Source organism: Stenotrophomonas sp. NA06056 (genome assembly GCF_013364355.1).
Lineage (GTDB): Bacteria > Pseudomonadota > Gammaproteobacteria > Xanthomonadales > Xanthomonadaceae > Stenotrophomonas.
The window spans coordinates 4,066,544-4,083,345 of the sequence record NZ_CP054931.1; the positions used below are offsets into that span (position 1 = coordinate 4,066,544).

The window sequence follows — 16,802 nt, forward strand, 5'->3', positions numbered from 1 at the left end:
AAGGGAAAGGGGGAATTATGCGGCATAAGTGTCTCCAGGGGGAACGTGAAGACGCTCAGCTTCTGGCACACTGTTTGCCCTTAACAATTGCGCTGGTTAAGCTCCGCTATCGACCCCGTGAATCCGTTCATGCGCAGAGGGAGCGCCCCTATCGTGTCAACCGTGCGCCTAGCTAGCAGCCCATTGGCCTTGGACATCGCAACAATCGACCGCTTCCTGGCGCACAGCCACAGGCGGCGCTATCCCACCCGTACCGACGTCTTCCGGCCCGGTGACCCGGCCGGCACCCTGTATTACGTCATCAGCGGCTCGGTTTCGATCATGGCCGAGGAAGAGGAGGACCGTGAGCTGGTGCTGGGTTATTTCGGCGCCGGTGAGTTCGTCGGCGAGATGGGCCTGTTCGTGGAGTCGGACCGCCGCGAGGTGATCCTGCGCACCCGCACGGCCTGCGAGCTGGCTGAAATCAGCTACGAGCGCCTGCATCAGCTGTTCCTCGGCCCGCTGTCGGCCGATGCCCCGCGCCTGCTGTACGCGCTGGGCCAGCAGATCTCCAAGCGCCTGCTGGACACCAGCCGCAAGGCCAGCCGCCTGGCCTTCCTGGATGTCACCGACCGTATCGTGCGCACCCTGCACGATCTGGCGCAGGAGCCGGAGTCGATGAGTCACCCGCAGGGCAGCCAGCTGCGCGTCTCACGCCAGGAACTGGCCCGTCTGGTTGGCTGCTCGCGCGAAATGGCCGGCCGGGTACTGAAGAAGCTGCAGACCGACGGCCTGCTGCACGCCCGCGGCAAGACCGTGGTGCTGTACGGCACCCGGTGATTGCCGGGAGGAAGCCCTGTAGAGCCGAGCCCATGCTCGGCTGCTGTACGCGAATGGCAGCCGAGCATGGGCTCGGCTCTACACGGCCCGTGCGCGGCCTGCTGGGCTAGTCTCGGCCCATGGAGCTGAGCAGCGAATTCTGGTGGTTCATCCTCATCGGCCTCGGCGCACAGCTGGTCGATGGCGCGCTGGGCATGGCATTCGGGCTGGTTTCGTCATCGGTACTGCTCAGCATGGGGCTGCCTCCCGCACAGGTCAGCGCCAGCGTCCATACCGCTGAAGTGTTCACCACCGGGGCCTCCGGTGTGTCGCATCTGGTCGCAGGAAATGTCGACAAACGCCTGTTCTTCCGCCTCGCCCTGCCCGGCGCGCTGGGCGGTGCGCTGGGCGCTTACGTCCTGACGCAGGTCCCTGGCGACCTGATCCGTCCGCTGATCTACCTGTACCTGCTGGTGCTGGCCATCATCATCCTGGCCCGCGCGGCCGGCCGCTGGATGCCCAAGGGCGAGATCCGCCGGGTGCCGGTGCTGGGATTCTTCGCCGGCCTGCTCGATGCCAGTGGCGGCGGTGGCTGGGGCCCGGTAGCCACCTCCACCCTGCTCGCCCGCGGCGGTCAGGCACGAACCACGATCGGCACCGTCAATGCGGCCGAATTCGTGGTCACCTTGACCATTTCAGCTACGTTTCTACTGTCGATGGGGCTGCAGCACCTGCAGATCGTCGCCGGCCTGCTGATTGGCGGCATGATGGCCGCGCCGGTGGCAGCGTTGCTGGTGAAGCGGGTGAAGGAACGCTGGGTACTGGTCGCGGTGGGCGTGCTGGTGCTGGGCATCAGCCTGTTCCAGGTGGGCCATGCGCTGTTCGGGTACCTGTACCGCTGACCGCTCGCCGGGCATGGCCCGGCGGGCAAGCGGGATCGATTACGCCTTGTCGCCGCCCCGGTCCACGCAGCCCCAGTTGAGGATGCGGGTGCCGGCCGGCAGCACGCGGCGGAAGAACTCCACCTTGGCCGGCTTCGGGTTGACCACCACCGGCGCTTTCGCTGCAAGCAGCAGCGGCAGGTCGGCGGTGCTGTCGGAGTAGGCAATATCGATGTCGCCGTAGCCGCGCTCGCGCAGCATGCGCATCTTCTCTTCGTTGTGGCAGTGGCGGGTCGGCCCTACTCCGCCCAGACGCGGCCCCACTTCGGTGCCGATCACCGGCACATCCTGGTGGGCCACGAAGGCCAGGATCGCGCGAGCCAGCTCCGGCGGTGCGCCGGTAGCCACCACCACGCGATCGCCCTTGGCCCGGTGCGCGGCGAATACCTCCAGCGCCTGTGGCAGCAGCTTCGCACGCATCTGCGCCTCGTTGCGCAGCACGTACGCATCGATCACCTTGTTGAACTCGCGGGCGCGATGCAGGCCGAAGCTGCCGATCCACACATAGACCGAAATGCCGGCACGGCGGGTCGGCAGCATCGCCACCATCGGCCCGGCAATCGGGGTGACCAGCAGCGCCGCCAGCATCCGCAGCGGGTTGCGCTTGATCAGCGAGGCGAACAGGTGGGTGCCCGAATCGCCGTCGTAGAGGGTGTGGTCGAAATCGAAGACCACCAGCGGCGCATCGTCGCGCGGCGTCGGATAGTACGTTTTCATGCCGCGAAGAATAGCTGACGCAGGCCCTCGCCCGGCTCTTCCACACGCATGAAGGCCTCGCCGACCAGGAACGCATGGATGCCGGCATCGCGCATCAGCGCCACGTCCTGCGGGCCGAGGATGCCGCTCTCGGTGACCAGCAGGCGGTCGCGCGGCACCGCGTTCTGCATGTCCAGCGTGGTCTGCAGCGAGACCTCGAAGGTACGCAGGTTGCGGTTGTTGATGCCGATCATCGGCGCCGGTACCTGCAGCGCACGCTCCAGCTCGTCGATGTCATGCACTTCCACCAGCACGTCCATGCCCAGCGACATCGCCAGTTCGGACAGCGTGGCCAGCTGCGTATCATCCAGCGCGGCAACGATCAGCAGGATGCAGTCGGCGCCGAGCACGCGCGCCTCGACCACCTGGTAGGCGTCGATCACGAAGTCCTTGCGCAGCACCGGCAGCGTGCAGGCCTCGCGCGCCTGCTGCAGGTAGACGTCGGCGCCCTGGAAGAAGTCGACGTCGGTCAGCACCGACAGGCAGCTGGCGCCGCCGAACTCGTAGCTGACCGCGATGTCGGCCGGGCGGAAGTCGGGGCGGATCACGCCCTTGGAGGGGCTGGCCTTCTTCACTTCGGCAATCACAGCCGGGTCGCCGTTGGCCACCGCCGCCTGCAGCGCGCGCACGAAGCCGCGCACCGGTGGCGCATCGGCCAGCGCGGCCTGCAGCTCCTCGAGCGGGCGCTGGGCGCGGCGCTGGGCTACTTCTTCGGCCTTGCGGGCCAGGATCGTCTGCAGGATATCGCTCATCGTCGTCGGGTCGGTGCGGGGGCGGTGAGGACGGCCATTATCGGCCATCGAGAGGGTCAGGCTGAACCGCGCGCTCAGGCAACCAGCGCGCGGGTGGTCTCCACATACTGCTGCAGGCGCTGGCGGGCGCTGCCGTTGGCGATGGCGACACGTGCGCGGGCCAGGCCATCGCCGATGTCGCTGGCCACGCCGGCCACGTACAACGCTGCGCCCGCGTTCAGGGCGACGATGTCCAGCGCCGGGCCCGGCTCGTTGTCGAGCACCGCGCGCAGCATGGCGATGGACTGCTCCGGGCCGTCCACGCGCAGGTTGCGGCTGGCCGACATGGCGATGCCGAAGTCTTCCGGATGGATCTCGTACTCGCGCACCTTGCCGTCGCGCAGCTCACCCACCAGGGTGCCGGCACCCAGTGAGATCTCGTCCATGTTGTCGCGGCCCCACACCACCATCGCGCGCTCGGCGCCCAGTTCGCGCAGCACGCGCGCCTGGATGCCCACCAGGTCGGGATGGAACACGCCCATCAGCACCGACGGCGCATTGGCAGGGTTGGTCAGCGGACCGAGGATGTTGAAGATGGTGCGCACCCCCATCTCGCGGCGTACCGGCGCGACGACCTTCATCGACGGGTGGTGGATCGGCGCGAACATGAAGCCGATGCCGGTCTGTTCGATGGCCGCTGCCACCTGCGCAGGCTGCAGCTCGATGGCCGCGCCGAGTGCTTCGACCGCATCGGCACTGCCGGACTTGGACGACACGCTGCGGTTGCCATGCTTGGCTACGCGCGCACCGGCCGCCGCCGCCACGAACATCGCGCAGGTGGAGATGTTGAAGGTATGCGAGCCATCGCCACCGGTGCCGACGATGTCGACCAGGTGGGTGGTATCGGCGACCGGCACGGCCAGCGCGAACTCGCGCATCACCGTTGCGGCGGCAGCGATCTCGTCGATGGTTTCCTTCTTTACGCGCAGGCCGGTGAGGATGGCGGCGGTCATCATCGGCGAGACATCACCGCGCATGATCTGCCGCATCAGGTCGACCATCTCGTCGAAAAAGATTTCGCGGTGCTCGATGGTGCGTTGCAGGGCTTCCTGGGGGGAGAAGCTCATCGGAATACTCCTTGGATCAGGCAGCCGGGCGCTGCAGGAAATTGCGCAGCAGGGCATGGCCGTGTTCGGTGAGGATGGATTCGGGATGGAACTGCACGCCCTCGACCGGGAACTGGCGGTGGCGCAGGCCCATGATCTCTTCGATCGAGCCATCCTCGTTCTCGGTCCACGCGGTCACTTCCAGCGCGTCAGGCAGGCTGTTCTTGTCCACCACCAGCGAGTGGTAGCGGGTGGCCTGGTAGCCATCCGGCAGGCCGGCGAACACACCCTTGCCCTCATGGCGGATCGGCGAGGTCTTGCCGTGCATGATGTTGCCGGCACGGATGACCGTGCCGCCGTACACCTGGCCGATACCCTGGTGGCCCAGGCACACGCCGAGGATCGGCGTGGTCGGGCCCAGGCGCTGGATCAGCTCCAGCGACACGCCTGCTTCATTGGGCGTGCACGGGCCGGGCGAGATGACGATGCGCTCGGGTTTCTGCGCGGCGATCTCGTCCACGCTCATCGCATCGTTGCGCACCACCTTCACCTCGGCACCCAGCGTCTGCAGGTACTGCACGAGGTTGTAGGTGAAGCTGTCGTAGTTGTCGATCATCCACAACATGGTCAGGTTCCGTCGCTTATCAGGAAAATGGCGTACACGTTTTCGGTGTAGGTGATGGGACCGGCTTCGATGGACTCCGGTGCGGCCGGCGCAGGTGCCGAGGCCGGCGCGTAGCTGCCGGTCACCGAGATCCGGTCGAGATACTCGCCATCCCCGCCGAGCTGCGGCCACTGCCCGGCCTGGATGCCGTAGGCGAAGTTCGGCGCCACATCGGAGATGCTGTACAGGCCACGCACCCTTGTTCCATAGGCCTTGGCCAGGCCCTGCGCAGACTCGCGGGTCTTGGCCGCCGCCTCGCCCTTGAGCTCGCGGCGCAGCGCCACTTCGCCCGAGTAGGTCGGGGCAATGCTGCTGACCTGTACGTTCTCGTTGGCCTTCAGCGCACCCAGCACGTCCTGCATCGCCTTCACGCTGGCGAAGCTGGCACGCAGCTGGCGCGACACGCGGGTGCCGATGAAGACCTGCCGGCTCTGCTCGTAGCGGGTGGCTGGACCGATCTGGAGGTTGTCCGCACGTACGCTGCCCTCCACTGCCTTGTGCTGCTTGAACAGCGCCAGCACGCGGGCAACGTTGTCCTGCACGCGGCGGCGAGCGGCGTCGGCATCCATGTCGGTCTCTTCGATGTTCAACTGCAGGCCGAACCGGTCCGGCATCACCACGCGGCGCGCCTCGCCCTTCACCAGCAGGTGCGGCTGCGAGGGAATGGTGTTGGCCTGCGCCCACGCAGACGGGGCCATCGTGGCCAGCAGCGACGACCACAGTAGAACGCTCAGCAGCTTCATGCGGTACTCCTTGTCTTGAAGGGAAACAGCGAAGGGTGCTGCGGCGCAGGCCACAGCACAGGGAAACTCACAGGCCCTTGGCGGCCTGGGCAACAGCGCGGAACAGCGCGCGGCCCTTGTTCATCGTCTCGTCCCATTCCTTGTCCGGGTCCGAGTCGTAGACGATGCCGGCGCCGGCCTGCACGTACAGGCGGCCATCCTTGATCACCGCGGTGCGGATCGCGATCGCGGTATCGGCATCGCCGTGCCAGCCGATGTAGCCGATGCTGCCGGCGTAGACATTGCGCTTGATCGGTTCCAGCTCGCGGATCACTTCCAGCGCGCGGATCTTCGGCGCGCCGCTGACCGTACCGGCCGGGAAGGTGGCGCGCAGCACGTCGGCATAGCTCAGGCCCGGCTGCAGCTGCCCGGTCACTTCGCTGACGATGTGCATGACGTGGCTGTAGCGTTCGATCACGAACTGCTCGCCCACTTCGACGGTGCCGGCCTTGGACACGCGGCCGGCGTCATTGCGGCCCAGGTCGATCAGCATCAGGTGCTCGGCGCGCTCCTTCGGATCGGCCAGCAGCTCGACCTCCAGCGCCTGGTCCAGCTCCGGCGTGGCGCCGCGCGGGCGGGTACCGGCGATCGGGCGCACGGTCACTTCGCCGTCCTGCAGACGCACCAGGATTTCCGGCGAGGAGCCGACCACCTGCAGGTCGCCGACATCAAGGAAATACATGTACGGCGACGGGTTCAGTGCACGCAGCGCGCGGTAGACATCCACCGGGCGCGCCTTGAACGGCACGCTCAGGCGCTGGCTGAGCACCACCTGGAAGATGTCGCCGGCACGGATGTATTCCTTGCTGCGCTGGACCGCGTCGACGAAGCCTTCGCGGGTGAAACCGGAGACGAAGTCGGACTCGTCCAACACGTCGCTGGTCAGCGGCGCCGGATAGCCTGCTCCTGGCGCGCGCAGTTTGGCGGTCAGTGCATCCAAGCGGGCCTGGGCCTGCTCGAAGGCGCCCGCTTGGCGCGGATCGGCATGCACGATCAGGTACAGCCGGCCCTTCAGGTTGTCGAATACCGCCAGCTCATCGGAGTGCAGCAGCAGGATGTCCGGGGTACCGAGTTCGTCACGGCCGGCCGGCGAGGCCAGGCGCGGCTCGATGTAGCCGATGCATTCGAAGCCGAACCAGCCGACCAGGCCACCGGTGAAGCCCGGCAGGCCGTCCAGCTTGGGCACCGAGTGGGCGCTGCGCAGCGCCTCGACCTCGGCGAACGGGTCGGCCACCTCGCGGCTTTCCACCACCTGGCCGTTCTCACGCACGGTCAGGGCATGGCCGTGGAAGGCATACACGCGGCGTGCCGGCAGGCCGATGATCGAGTAACGACCAAAGCGCTCGCCGCCTTCGACGGATTCAAACAGGTAGGTATTGGGGCCGTCGGCGAGCTTCAGATAGACCGAAAGCGGCGTGTCCAGGTCGGACAGCACTTCGCGGACAACGGGAATATGGGTGTGGCCTTCAGCGGCCTGCTGCTGAAACTGAGCGTGCGAGATCAAGACGACTTTCCTTCCGGGACACAGCGTTATGGGGACGGACGACGGCAACAGGCCACCATCGCCACCAACGGCGTGCGGAAGAAAGGGTATGCGGGGTCGTCAGGCTGGACACGCAATGACTGTATCGCAGCTTTGGCCGCAGGGAAACCCTTTGGCGACGGGCGGTTTGTCTTCGCCCTAGCCCATCCGCCGTGCCTGTTCCTGGGTCTCCTGCACCTGCTGCTGGGCCAGCGACACCCCCTGCGCCTGCTCGCGACTGGCATTGAGCGCGTCAATCTGGGCCGTGCTCGCGCTCAGCGGCTGGGCCATCCCCGCCGCCACATCGACGTGCGCATGGCGGCGGTGTGCGGCGTTCAGGTCGGGCGTATCCACCGCGAAGGCGCGGCTGTGATCATCGCTGAGCACCACGTGGGAAATGGACTCCAGCCCCTCGCGCTTGGCCTGCACGGCCAGTGCACCGGCGAGCTGGTCGCTCTGCAGGTTCGGCACACGGTTGTGGGCGGCATCCAGGGCGTGCACGCCGGTCTGTGCGCCGTTGAACAACCGGTAGTCGGTGTGGCCAGGGTCGTTGATACCGGGCCCGCGCGCGGTGGGTTCTGCTGCCACGCTGGCGCGGCGGCCATCCTCCGGATGCTGGATGCGCGGGTGCTGCTCGACCAGCTTGCGGGCGGCGGCTTCCTGCTTGATCAGTTCCGAATCCAGGCTGGGGATGACGGTCGGATCCATGCCATGGCGGGCAGTCGCCTCGCTGAAGGCCGGCATCATGCCGCGGATGACGCGTTCGGACTTGTCGAGGTTGTGCAGCTTCATTGCGTCCAACGCCAGGTTGCCGGTCGGCAAGTGGGTCGCGGCGGTAGCCCCGATACCCACCGCGGCACCACCCAGCGTAGACAGGGTGATTGGCGCCTTGGCAGTGATGCCCTTCAGCTGGGACGCCACCAGGTCATAGCCGCGATCGACGTGGGCGCCGGCAGTGGCGAACCCGTTCTGCAGCTTGCCGGCCACCCATTGGCCGTCGTGGCTGATGGAAGCGGCCACGCGTTCACCCGCCGCGCGTGTGCCTGCGGCTTCGGCAACGGCCTGTTTCGTCGCGTGCTGCGCATGGTGCTCGCCGTGGTCACGGACAGCTTCGGCCTGCCTGGCAAGCCTGCCGGCGACGTTGTCCGCGCCCACCCGGTCAGCCACCCACGACAGTGCGGACAGGCCATGGGAGCGGGTCTGCGATTCCACGCGGTGCAACGTGGCTTCGATGCTTCCGGTCAGTTCGCGCCCCGAAGCAATCACCGTACTGGTCGCCCGGGTGCTCACCTGCAGGCTGGTGGACCCCATGTTCACCACCTTGCCGATGACCATGCCTTCGGTCTTCAGTACGCGCTCGACACCATCGCCCACCTTGTCCAGCGCATGGGCAGTGGCGGCGCCGGCCCGTTCGACCTGCTCGCCGGCCAGGCGACCGCCGCGCATGCCGTACGCCGTGGCGTGCAGCACGGTGGACAGCGGGCCCGCCAGTTCCGCCACCTGGCTGGGCGGCGCCACGTGCGGGCGATCGACGAGTGCCCCGTGCGCGTCGCGGGTCTTGGGCTCAAGCAGCAGTTCGAGGCGCCCTGCCGCGAGCGGAATATCGCGCAGCGCCTGCTGGCCCGGCTGGCTCGCCAGTTGTTCGATGAACTGTGCCGCAGAGGTCTGCGCGCCAGGGGGCAGCATCTCGCGCAGCTTTTCACCGACGACCTTCTGCATGGCCGGATCCTTCAGCACCATGCCCAGTTCGTTGGCAAGCACGCCGTAGCCACGACGCTGATGCTCGCTCAGGCGGTGCATGCCGTTCTGCACATCGTTCAGCACTTCACCGGTGGTCTGGTAGGTGTGCACGGACTGCTGCGTGTCGAAGGTCGGCAGGCCGTTGTCCTTGGCATAACGCGCCGGAGTTGCCGGATGCAGGCCGGCGGCGTTGAACGTGGTGGCACGTGCGCCGGTGACTGCGGACGCGGCGGAAGCCATGCCACCGCCGAGGGAGTGGCCGGCGATCTCAAAGCCGCCGGGCAGACGACGGTTCATGGCTACGGCAAGTTCCATCGCGCGATCGTAATAATCGCTGCGCATGCCGATACCCTGCTGACCGTTGTTGAGGAAATCCTCGCCGCCGGATTCACGTCTTCCATTGGGCGCCAGCGGGTCAAGAATCTCACCCGTGGATCCTTTGTACACCACGACAGGTTTCGCATCCTCGCCAAAGACGCGCTTGTCGGGGATGTAGATTTCGGCGCGGAATCCTGATTTCCTCGGCTGCAGCACTTCCTTGAGTTCGGCGTCCGAGATGTTGATGCCAGCTTCGCGCAGCGCGTCGGGATCATTACTCGCGCGCACCCATCCTACCGGGGGCTTTCCTTCGTGCTTCGCTGATTTATACACGTCAGCCGCCAGGCCCGACATTTCACGCGCGTGGTACGTCTCTTGGAGGCGCTCAGCTTCCTTTTCGTTCCCATTGTCGCGCAGTTGCTGCACAAGAGCATTCTGCTCATTGACTGCACGGGCACGCGCCTCGCTCTCCGAACTATTCATGGCAAACTCCATTTCACTTTGAAGTGCCGCTTCTGTCGCGGCACCTATGGATTACCAGAACCTTTTGCTAGTGTCACGTCATCAGCGGATAGACAGGAAAAACATGAGCGTCATTCTTCACAATATGACGACAAAATTCCTCGCAAGCGCGGCATTGATCACACTTCTGCTTGTGGCAGGGTGCTCTGGAACGTCTGCACATGGCGCCGATGGCTATTTCGAGGGAGCGGCATTACGGCTGGCCATTGCTGCTGAAAGCGGCGACGCCGAAGCCATACGTCACCTCGTAAAGGACGAAGGCGTCAATCCGGACAAGGCGTTCTCAATGCGGGACGGAATTCCTCTGATCGCATGGCCGCTGCGGGCCCGCAACATCGAAGGACTGAAAGTGCTGCTCGATGTCGGGGCAGACCCAAATGCGCGTGAGTCGAAACAGATGAATGGAGAGCTGATCAAGTTCGACAACGCGATGGTCTACGCAGCCAAGATGGACGACCCTCGGTTCCTGGAATTGCTGCTGAAGCACGGAGGAGATCCCAACACACGAAACGTCAACAATGAAACGCTTCTCTTCCAAGCCTTCATCAGCGGGAACCAGTGGAAGAATGTCCAGACCCTGGTCAATCACGGCGCAGACGTGAATGGATCCAACCGCAGAAGCCTGGAGGACGACACCGTTCTGAGCTGGTACACGGGAAGAGGCGGATTCGACTACGCTTACTGGTTGCTGGAGCACGGCGCAGACCCCACCATTCCCGAGCACGCATCGGAAAGTTCGGGAAAATCTGCTCGGCAATTGATGGTCGAAGACATCTACTGGGAAATCACCACGCCGGACAACCTGCCGTGGCAGAAGAAGTGCCAGCAGTGGCTGATCGAACGCAACATCCCCCGCCCGCCGATGCCCGAACACATCCGCAGGAAGCGCGAGGCCTTTAAATTCCCGAGCAAGGAAGAAGACATTCCGTTGCTGTGAAGAGATCAGACATGGACGTTCACCTCCGACGCTTTTTTATGCATCACGCCCTTCTGGCAGCGGCGCTGCTCCTGCTTTCGGGCTGCACGCCACAGTCAACGCATGGTGCCAGCGGTTACTTCAAGGGAAAGGCACTCGAGCTGGCCGTTGCCAGCGAGCAAGGGGAGGCCGAGACGATCACGCGCCTGATAAAGGAGGAAGGAGTAGATCCTGACAAAGTCTTCGCTCGTGACGCAGGAATCCCTCTGGTGGCGTGGCCACTTCGGGCGAAGAATCTTGATGGGCTACGTACTCTCCTGGACAACGGCGCAGATCCGAATGCACGCGCATACAAGACGCTGGATGGACGCAGGCTTGGTTACAACAATGCGATGGTCTACGCGGCAAAGATGGACGACCCCCGCTTCCTTGAGCTGCTGCTGAAGCACGGCGGAGATCCAAATACACGGAACTCGGCAAATGAGACTCTGCTGCTTCAGGCATTCCTCAGCGGGAATCAGTGGAAGAACATCCAGGTACTGATTGAAAACGGGGCCAACATCAATGAATCAAGCCTGGACCTGGGCGATGACACGGTACTGAGCTGGTACACCACGCGAGGCGGCTTCGACTACGCCTACTGGCTGCTGGAACATGGCGCAGATCCCACGATTGCAAAGCCGGAAGGGTCAAGCCAGCCTGGCCGGCAGAAGATGGTCGAAGACATCTACTGGGAAATCACCACACCGGACAACCTGCCCTGGCAGAAGAAATGCCAGCAATGGCTGGCAGACCGCAACATCCCCCGCCCGCCGATGCCCGAGCACATCCGCAGGAAGCGCGAGGCCTTCAAATTCCCGAGCAGGGAAGAAGACATCCCGTTGCTGTAATTCCTGTATCAGCGACCGGAAAGCAGCACGCAGTCATCCGGCAGGTGCATCCGCACCCTGCCCGCCACGCATTCGATGCGGAAGCGGCGTGCCTGCACCGGTTCGCCGTCCAGGTTCAAGGTCAGCGGCTGAGGCGCTTCGATCTGCAGCCACGGCAGCTGCGCGCGCGTGGCGACGCGTTCCAGCGCCGCTTCCTTGCCGCCGGTCAGCATCTGTCCAAGGGTCGCTGCGACTTCACCGTCCAGTTCCGGCACCACGGTGACGTCCAGCAGGCCGTCATCGATCAGGGCCTGCGGGCACAGCTGCTGGCCGCCACCCGCTTGGCGGCCGTTGCCGATACCCAGTGCGATGAACCCGCCTTCCCACTGGAAATCCGGACCGCTCAGGCGCGCAGTGATCGGTTCGATGCGACCGAGCTTGGCGATGCCGGTGATGACATAGGCCAAACCACCAAGCATCTTCTTCAAGCCGGCATCGGTTTCCACCGTGACCTGGGTACCGAAGCCGCCGCTGGCGAGGTTGGCGCACCACCATGGGTTGCCATCGGCATCAACGCGCAGAAGATCCATGGGGCGTGGGTTGCCGCCGGCAATCAGTGCGAAGGCCTCCTGCGGCTCCACCGGAATGCCGGCAGCGGTCGCAAAGTCATTGGCAGTGCCCATCGGCACCAGCGCCAGCGAAGGCAACGCCCCAGCCGGCTCATCGCGATGCGCCAAGGTCTCGGCCACCGCGCTCAGCGTACCGTCACCACCGGCCGCCACGATCACATCCACGCCATGGTCGATCGCCTCGGCAACGTAGCGCTCGGCGTCACCGTCTTCCCAGGTCACCCGCACTTCCAGCTGCACGCCACGGTCGCGCCAGTGGCCCACGGCATCGCGCAGGTCATCGTTGCCTGCGGACTTGCCATTGAGGATCAGGCGCCAGCGCGGTGTGCTCATGCGGTGCTTCCAGGGAAAGGCGCCACAGGCTAGCAACCGCGCGTTCGGGGCCAGTGAAAGGCGGTGGCAACCGTTCAGGTCAGGCGGCTGGCGACGCCAGTGCGCGATGTCATGCAGGTGTCATCGGCAGCCTGGAGAATGGAAGGCCATAGCAGGGACGACGGATGGAGGCAGGATCAGCCTCCCACGCATGCAGCAAGGCCACGCCAGTGTTTGGCGTGGCTTTTTTTTATCCGCTGCGCGGCGCTGCATATCGGCTTACAGGTAGGCCTCAATGGGACTGTGCAGAAGGCAGCTGTCGAAGGCATCGATGCCGCACAACATCGCTTCATCGATTGCGTATTCCTGCAAAAGAAGGGTGAGCGCCGGAACTCCGGTCACGAACCTGCGTTCCACCCGCGTCTGCGCGTCCTGCATGGCGTAGTCGTAGTCGAAGCCATGGGTGGTCTCGGTGAAGCGTGCGGCATGGGTGATCAAGCGCAGCTCGTAGGTCCCTTGCGCACCGGGAATGACGTGGGCGAAGCGGCACACGCCGGCGTCCAGCGAAGCCAGCTCCGCCGCCAGCGGGCATCCTTTTTCGAGCGCTGCGAATGGCCGCGGCGGCGGCAACGGGTTCCGGCGGCGCCAGTGCACGATGGCGCGTTCCACGTCATGGCCAGCGGCCTGAAGATCGATGGCGGCCTCGGCAGCATCCACGCCTGTGCGGTGCCTGTATTCGTCGACGAGCTGACGAACCACCCAGGCATGTGCCTGCTGCAGATCACCACCGGATGCCTCCAGCGCCTGCCTGCAGACAGCCATCGAGGCCGGCAGCTGCGCGCGGAGCACGGCAATGGCGCCTTTCATCGGAACTTCGGTCACCAGAACACGACCTACCCGGCGAACGCTTTCAGCGCCTCGCCTTCCAACCGGTACACCGTCCACTCGTCCTGCGGCTTGGCGCCGGCTGCGGTGTAGAACTCGATGGCCGGCGTGTTCCAGTCCAGCACCGACCACTCGAAGCGACCGCAACCTTCAGCCACCGCCTGGCGCGCGATGTACTTCAGCAGCGCCTTGCCCGCTCCGGAGCCGCGCTTTTCCGGGCTCACGTACAGGTCTTCGAGGTAGATGCCCTTGCGGCCCAGCCAGGTGGAATAGTTGTAGAAATACACCGCGTAGCCGATGGCTTCGCCGTTGGCCTCGCAGATCAGCGCGCGGGCGGTGGCGTCGGCGCCGAACAGGCTTTCGGCGATGCCGATCTCATCGGTCTGCACCGAGTGCTCGGCCTTCTCGTAGATCGCCAGTTCACGGATGAAGCGCAGGATCAGGCCAGCGTCGGCGACGGTGGCCGCGCGGATGTTCAACACGGCCACCGTGCTCATGGCTCAACCCCGTGCCGCAGCGACGTTGGCGCGCATCTGCGCGATCACGTCCTGGTAGCTGGTCTTGGCGTTGAAGATGGCCGAGCCGGCGACGAAGGTGTCGGCACCGGCAGCGGCGATCTCACCGATGTTGTCGGCCTTCACGCCACCGTCGATCTCCAGGCGGATGTCACGGCCGCTGGCATCGATCTTCTGGCGCACCACGCGCAGCTTGTCCAAGGCCGACGGAATGAAAGCCTGGCCACCGAAGCCCGGGTTGACCGACATCAGCAGCACCAGGTCCAGGTCGTCCAGCACCCAGTCGAGGATGTCCACCGGCGTGCCCGGGTTGAGCACGATGCCCGGCTTGCAGCCCAGCGAACGGATCAGCTGGATGGTGCGGTGCACGTGGCGGCTGGCCTCCGGGTGGAAGCTGATGTAGGTGGCACCGGCCTCGGCGAAGTCCGGGATGATGCGGTCCACTGGCTCGACCATCAGGTGCACGTCGATCGGCGCGGTCACGCCGTGCTTGCGCAGGGCCTGGCAGACCATCGGGCCGATGGTCAGGTTCGGCACGTAGTGGTTGTCCATCACATCGAAATGGACCCAATCGGCGCCAGCGGCCAGGACGTTGTCGACTTCTTCGCCCAGGCGGGCGAAGTTGGCCGAGAGGATGGAAGGAGCGATGAGGCAGTTGGACATGGCCGGGGCCTTCGGAACGGGGAAAGGGGTCTCCCGCCCGCAGGCGGGACTGTAGGGTCAGCGCTTGCGCAGGGTCTTGATGCGGTCGTAGGCGGCGTTGATGCGCCGCGACTTCTGCTCGGCCTGCTGCTGCAGCTCGGGGGCGGCGCCGCCCAGCTTGTCGGGGTGGTACTGGGAGATCAGCTTGCGGTAGGCGCGCTCGACCTCGGCATCGGTGGCCTCGGAGGTCAGCCCCAGCTCGCGGTACGGGTTCTCCTTGTTCAGGCGGAACCAGTCCGAGTCGAAAGCATGGCCGATCAACAGGCCGACCACCGCGCCGAACAGCGGATTGGGCCGGAACAGCAAGGCCCCGGCGATGAAACCGAGCAGTTTTCCGTACCAGCGCATGGCGCTCCGGGGTCGGCCGACGAAATGGACGCTCATTTTACGTCACAGCGGGCCCGGACCGCTTTACACTAGGCCGCCCGCTGGTCAGCGGGCCCGCCGGGTCCGTTGGGCAGCCGTATCGACGAAGCCCCAGGAGTGCCCGTGCCAACCACGCTGTTGCAATCCGATCTCCCCGGCCTGCCCTTGCGCCACCGCGGCAAGGTGCGTGATGTGTTCGATATCCCGCGCGAGCGGCTGCCGGCCGGTACCCCACCGGGGGACTACCTCTTGATGGTCGCCACCGACCGCCTGTCGGCGTTCGACGTGGTCCTGCCCGACCCGATTCCGGGCAAGGGCGAGATGCTCTGCCAGGTGTCCAACTTCTGGTTCGCAAAGACCGCGCACCTGATGCCCAACCACCTGACCGGCATCGATGTGGCCAGCGTGTTGCCCGAAGGCGTGGACGCGGCCCTGTACGCCAAGCGCGCGGTGGTTACCCGCAAGCTGAAGCCGGTACCGGTGGAAGCGATCGCTCGCGGCTACCTGATCGGTAGCGGCTGGAAGGACTACCAGCGCACCGGCAAGGTCAGCGGTATCGACCTGCCCGACGGCCTGCGCCAGGCCGAGCAGCTGCCCGAGCCGATCTTCACGCCCTCGACCAAGGCCGCCGTTGGCGACCATGACGAGAACATCGACTTCGACGCGATGGTGAAGACGGTCGGTGCGGAAATGGCCGAGCGCGTGCGCGACGCCACGCTGCGCATCTACAAGTTCGCCGCCGATTACGCGCGCGAGCGCGGCATCATCCTGGCCGACACCAAGTTCGAGTTCGGTACCGACGCCGACGGTCGCCTGTACATCATGGACGAGATGCTGACGCCGGATTCCTCGCGTTACTGGCCGGCCGACGAGTACGAAGTGGGCACCAGCCCGCCGAGCTACGACAAGCAGTTCGTGCGCGATTACCTGGAGACGCTGGACTGGGGCAAGACCGCCCCGGGCCCGACCATTCCGGCCGAGATCATCGAGCGCACCCGCGCCAAGTACGCCGAGGCGCTGCAGCGCCTGGCCGGAATCAGCGTCGATTGATTCCCCTGCGCCCCCGGCCTGGCCGGGGGCGTTTCATTTTGGGGGTAGTGCCGGCCGCTGGCCGCCAACCTTGGCCAATCCGCAGCCAGGCATGGCCTGGCTCTACTGTCGGCCGTGGCCGGAGTATGCTGGCCACATGCAGACCACCACCCAGCTTGCGCGTCCGATCGACCGCTATTTCGCCAGCTACTCCGACGATCACCGCAATGTGGTCAACCAGCGCATCCACGTGGTGGCGGTACCGGCCATCCTGTGGTCGGTGGTGGCCCTGCTGTGGTGCGTGCCGCCGCTGATCACCTGGTTCCAGTACGGCATCTGGTCGGCGTTCGCGATGTTCAGCGCCTGGTGTTTCTACAACAAGCTGTCGCGCCCGCTGGGCATCGGCATGCTCATCCAGTTCTTCGTGTTCGGCTGCCTGTGCCGGCTGCTGGAAGCGGAAATCGGCCTGCACGATCTGCGCTGGCTGGCGATCGGCGTGTTCGTGGTGGCCTGGATCGCGCAGTTCATTGGCCACAAGTTCGAGGGCCGCAAGCCGAGCTTCCTGACCGACCTGACCTACCTGCTGATCGGCCCGGCCTGGGTGATGGCCAAGGCCTATCGCAAGCTCGACTGGCGCTACTGACCTGCGTTCCCGCACCGACGCCTTCGTTTCCTGAACGGGCAGATGCCATCACCCAC

General features: G+C 65.4%; 18 protein-coding genes. 6 read left to right on the forward strand and 12 right to left on the reverse strand.

The window, feature by feature from the left end; translation table 11 throughout:
* Positions 1-129: 129 nt before the first annotated feature.
* Both crp and HUT07_RS18420 read left to right on the forward strand, forming a co-directional pair.
* Complete coding sequence (gene crp, locus HUT07_RS18415; protein ID WP_025874619.1) at positions 130-819, forward strand: cAMP-activated global transcriptional regulator CRP; 690 nt, start codon at positions 130-132, stop codon at positions 817-819.
* Positions 820-938: 119 nt separating this feature from the next.
* Positions 939-1,700 carry a sulfite exporter TauE/SafE family protein gene (locus HUT07_RS18420; protein WP_176022126.1) on the forward strand — a complete coding sequence of 254 codons (762 nt, stop codon included), beginning with the start codon at positions 939-941 and terminating at the stop codon, positions 1,698-1,700.
* A 39-nt stretch (positions 1,701-1,739) separates the two neighbouring features.
* On the opposite strand, the gene HUT07_RS18425 is transcribed toward HUT07_RS18420, so the two are convergent.
* The 7 genes from HUT07_RS18425 to HUT07_RS18455 form a co-directional block, all read right to left on the reverse strand.
* Positions 1,740-2,456 carry a haloacid dehalogenase-like hydrolase gene (locus tag HUT07_RS18425; protein WP_176022127.1) on the reverse strand — a complete coding sequence of 239 codons (717 nt, stop codon included), beginning with the start codon at positions 2,454-2,456 and terminating at the stop codon, positions 1,740-1,742.
* Positions 2,453-3,247 carry an indole-3-glycerol phosphate synthase TrpC gene (gene trpC / locus HUT07_RS18430; protein ID WP_176022128.1) on the reverse strand — a complete coding sequence of 265 codons (795 nt, stop codon included), beginning with the start codon at positions 3,245-3,247 and terminating at the stop codon, positions 2,453-2,455. The genes HUT07_RS18425 and trpC overlap by 4 nt, the downstream gene beginning before the upstream one ends.
* A 74-nt stretch (positions 3,248-3,321) precedes the next feature.
* The gene (trpD, locus tag HUT07_RS18435) at positions 3,322-4,353 is read right to left on the reverse strand and encodes an anthranilate phosphoribosyltransferase (protein WP_176022129.1); all 1,032 of its coding nucleotides are present in this window, start codon (positions 4,351-4,353) and stop codon (positions 3,322-3,324) included.
* 16 nt (positions 4,354-4,369) lie between these two features.
* The gene (locus HUT07_RS18440) at positions 4,370-4,957 is read right to left on the reverse strand and encodes an aminodeoxychorismate/anthranilate synthase component II (RefSeq protein ID WP_088101793.1); all 588 of its coding nucleotides are present in this window, start codon (positions 4,955-4,957) and stop codon (positions 4,370-4,372) included.
* Between the two features lie 2 nt (positions 4,958-4,959).
* On the reverse strand, positions 4,960-5,739 hold the full coding sequence (locus HUT07_RS18445; protein WP_176022130.1) for an SIMPL domain-containing protein: 780 nt from the start codon (positions 5,737-5,739) through the stop codon (positions 4,960-4,962).
* 67 nt (positions 5,740-5,806) lie between these two features.
* Positions 5,807-7,282 (reverse strand): anthranilate synthase component I, encoded by a 1,476-nt coding sequence (trpE, locus tag HUT07_RS18450; protein WP_176022131.1) that lies wholly within the window; start codon positions 7,280-7,282, stop codon positions 5,807-5,809.
* Positions 7,283-7,459: 177 nt separating this feature from the next.
* Positions 7,460-9,646 carry an XVIPCD domain-containing protein gene (locus HUT07_RS18455; RefSeq protein ID WP_254898893.1) on the reverse strand — a complete coding sequence of 729 codons (2,187 nt, stop codon included), beginning with the start codon at positions 9,644-9,646 and terminating at the stop codon, positions 7,460-7,462.
* Between the two features lie 298 nt (positions 9,647-9,944).
* Here HUT07_RS18455 and HUT07_RS18460 point away from each other — a divergent pair, with 298 nt between their 5' ends.
* Together HUT07_RS18460 and HUT07_RS18465 are read left to right on the forward strand one after the other, a co-directional pair.
* On the forward strand, positions 9,945-10,817 hold the full coding sequence (locus HUT07_RS18460; protein WP_254898894.1) for an ankyrin repeat domain-containing protein: 873 nt from the start codon (positions 9,945-9,947) through the stop codon (positions 10,815-10,817).
* Between the two features lie 11 nt (positions 10,818-10,828).
* Entirely contained in the window at positions 10,829-11,686 is an 858-nt protein-coding gene (locus HUT07_RS18465; protein ID WP_254898895.1) for an ankyrin repeat domain-containing protein, read from the forward strand.
* Positions 11,687-11,694: 8 nt separating this feature from the next.
* On the opposite strand, the gene yegS is transcribed toward HUT07_RS18465, so the two are convergent.
* The 5 genes from yegS to HUT07_RS18490 form a co-directional block, all read right to left on the reverse strand.
* Complete coding sequence (yegS, locus tag HUT07_RS18470) at positions 11,695-12,627, reverse strand: lipid kinase YegS (protein WP_176022133.1); 933 nt, start codon at positions 12,625-12,627, stop codon at positions 11,695-11,697.
* 258 nt (positions 12,628-12,885) lie between these two features.
* Complete coding sequence (locus tag HUT07_RS18475; RefSeq protein ID WP_176022134.1) at positions 12,886-13,551, reverse strand: hypothetical protein; 666 nt, start codon at positions 13,549-13,551, stop codon at positions 12,886-12,888.
* A complete protein-coding gene (locus HUT07_RS18480) occupies positions 13,500-13,979 on the reverse strand; it encodes a GNAT family N-acetyltransferase (protein ID WP_176022580.1) in 480 nt (159 codons plus the stop codon). Before HUT07_RS18480 ends, HUT07_RS18475 begins: the two co-directional genes overlap by 52 nt.
* Positions 13,980-13,991: 12 nt before the next feature.
* Entirely contained in the window at positions 13,992-14,669 is a 678-nt protein-coding gene (rpe, locus tag HUT07_RS18485; RefSeq protein ID WP_176022135.1) for a ribulose-phosphate 3-epimerase, read from the reverse strand.
* 57 nt (positions 14,670-14,726) lie between these two features.
* On the reverse strand, positions 14,727-15,056 hold the full coding sequence (locus HUT07_RS18490; protein WP_005411327.1) for a DnaJ domain-containing protein: 330 nt from the start codon (positions 15,054-15,056) through the stop codon (positions 14,727-14,729).
* Positions 15,057-15,197: 141 nt separating this feature from the next.
* Between HUT07_RS18490 and HUT07_RS18495 the strand changes: the two genes are divergently transcribed.
* Both HUT07_RS18495 and HUT07_RS18500 read left to right on the forward strand, forming a co-directional pair.
* Positions 15,198-16,124: a phosphoribosylaminoimidazolesuccinocarboxamide synthase gene (locus HUT07_RS18495; RefSeq protein ID WP_165781007.1), complete on the forward strand. Its 927-nt coding sequence runs from the start codon at positions 15,198-15,200 to the stop codon at positions 16,122-16,124.
* 136 nt (positions 16,125-16,260) lie between these two features.
* Positions 16,261-16,746 carry an Mpo1-like protein gene (locus HUT07_RS18500; RefSeq protein ID WP_176022136.1) on the forward strand — a complete coding sequence of 162 codons (486 nt, stop codon included), beginning with the start codon at positions 16,261-16,263 and terminating at the stop codon, positions 16,744-16,746.
* The last annotated feature ends 56 nt before the right edge of the window (positions 16,747-16,802 follow it).

Excerpts from the sequence above, each read along its gene's own strand:
- HUT07_RS18425 (WP_176022127.1), bottom strand. The coding sequence starts at position 2,456 with ATGAAAACGTACTATCCGACGCCGCGCGACGATGCGCCGCTGGTGGTC.
- HUT07_RS18500 (WP_176022136.1), top strand. The coding sequence starts at position 16,261 with ATGCAGACCACCACCCAGCTTGCGCGTCCGATCGACCGCTATTTCGCC.
- HUT07_RS18460 (WP_254898894.1), top strand. The coding sequence starts at position 9,945 with ATGAGCGTCATTCTTCACAATATGACGACAAAATTCCTCGCAAGCGCG.
- HUT07_RS18465 (WP_254898895.1), top strand. The coding sequence starts at position 10,829 with ATGGACGTTCACCTCCGACGCTTTTTTATGCATCACGCCCTTCTGGCA.
- HUT07_RS18420 (WP_176022126.1), top strand. The coding sequence starts at position 939 with ATGGAGCTGAGCAGCGAATTCTGGTGGTTCATCCTCATCGGCCTCGGC.
- trpC (WP_176022128.1), bottom strand. The coding sequence starts at position 3,247 with ATGAGCGATATCCTGCAGACGATCCTGGCCCGCAAGGCCGAAGAAGTA.
- HUT07_RS18490 (WP_005411327.1), bottom strand. The coding sequence starts at position 15,056 with ATGCGCTGGTACGGAAAACTGCTCGGTTTCATCGCCGGGGCCTTGCTG.
- trpD (WP_176022129.1), bottom strand. The coding sequence starts at position 4,353 with ATGAGCTTCTCCCCCCAGGAAGCCCTGCAACGCACCATCGAGCACCGC.
- HUT07_RS18440 (WP_088101793.1), bottom strand. The coding sequence starts at position 4,957 with ATGTTGTGGATGATCGACAACTACGACAGCTTCACCTACAACCTCGTG.
- crp (WP_025874619.1), top strand. The coding sequence starts at position 130 with ATGCGCAGAGGGAGCGCCCCTATCGTGTCAACCGTGCGCCTAGCTAGC.
- rpe (WP_176022135.1), bottom strand. The coding sequence starts at position 14,669 with ATGTCCAACTGCCTCATCGCTCCTTCCATCCTCTCGGCCAACTTCGCC.
- yegS (WP_176022133.1), bottom strand. The coding sequence starts at position 12,627 with ATGAGCACACCGCGCTGGCGCCTGATCCTCAATGGCAAGTCCGCAGGC.
- HUT07_RS18445 (WP_176022130.1), bottom strand. The coding sequence starts at position 5,739 with ATGAAGCTGCTGAGCGTTCTACTGTGGTCGTCGCTGCTGGCCACGATG.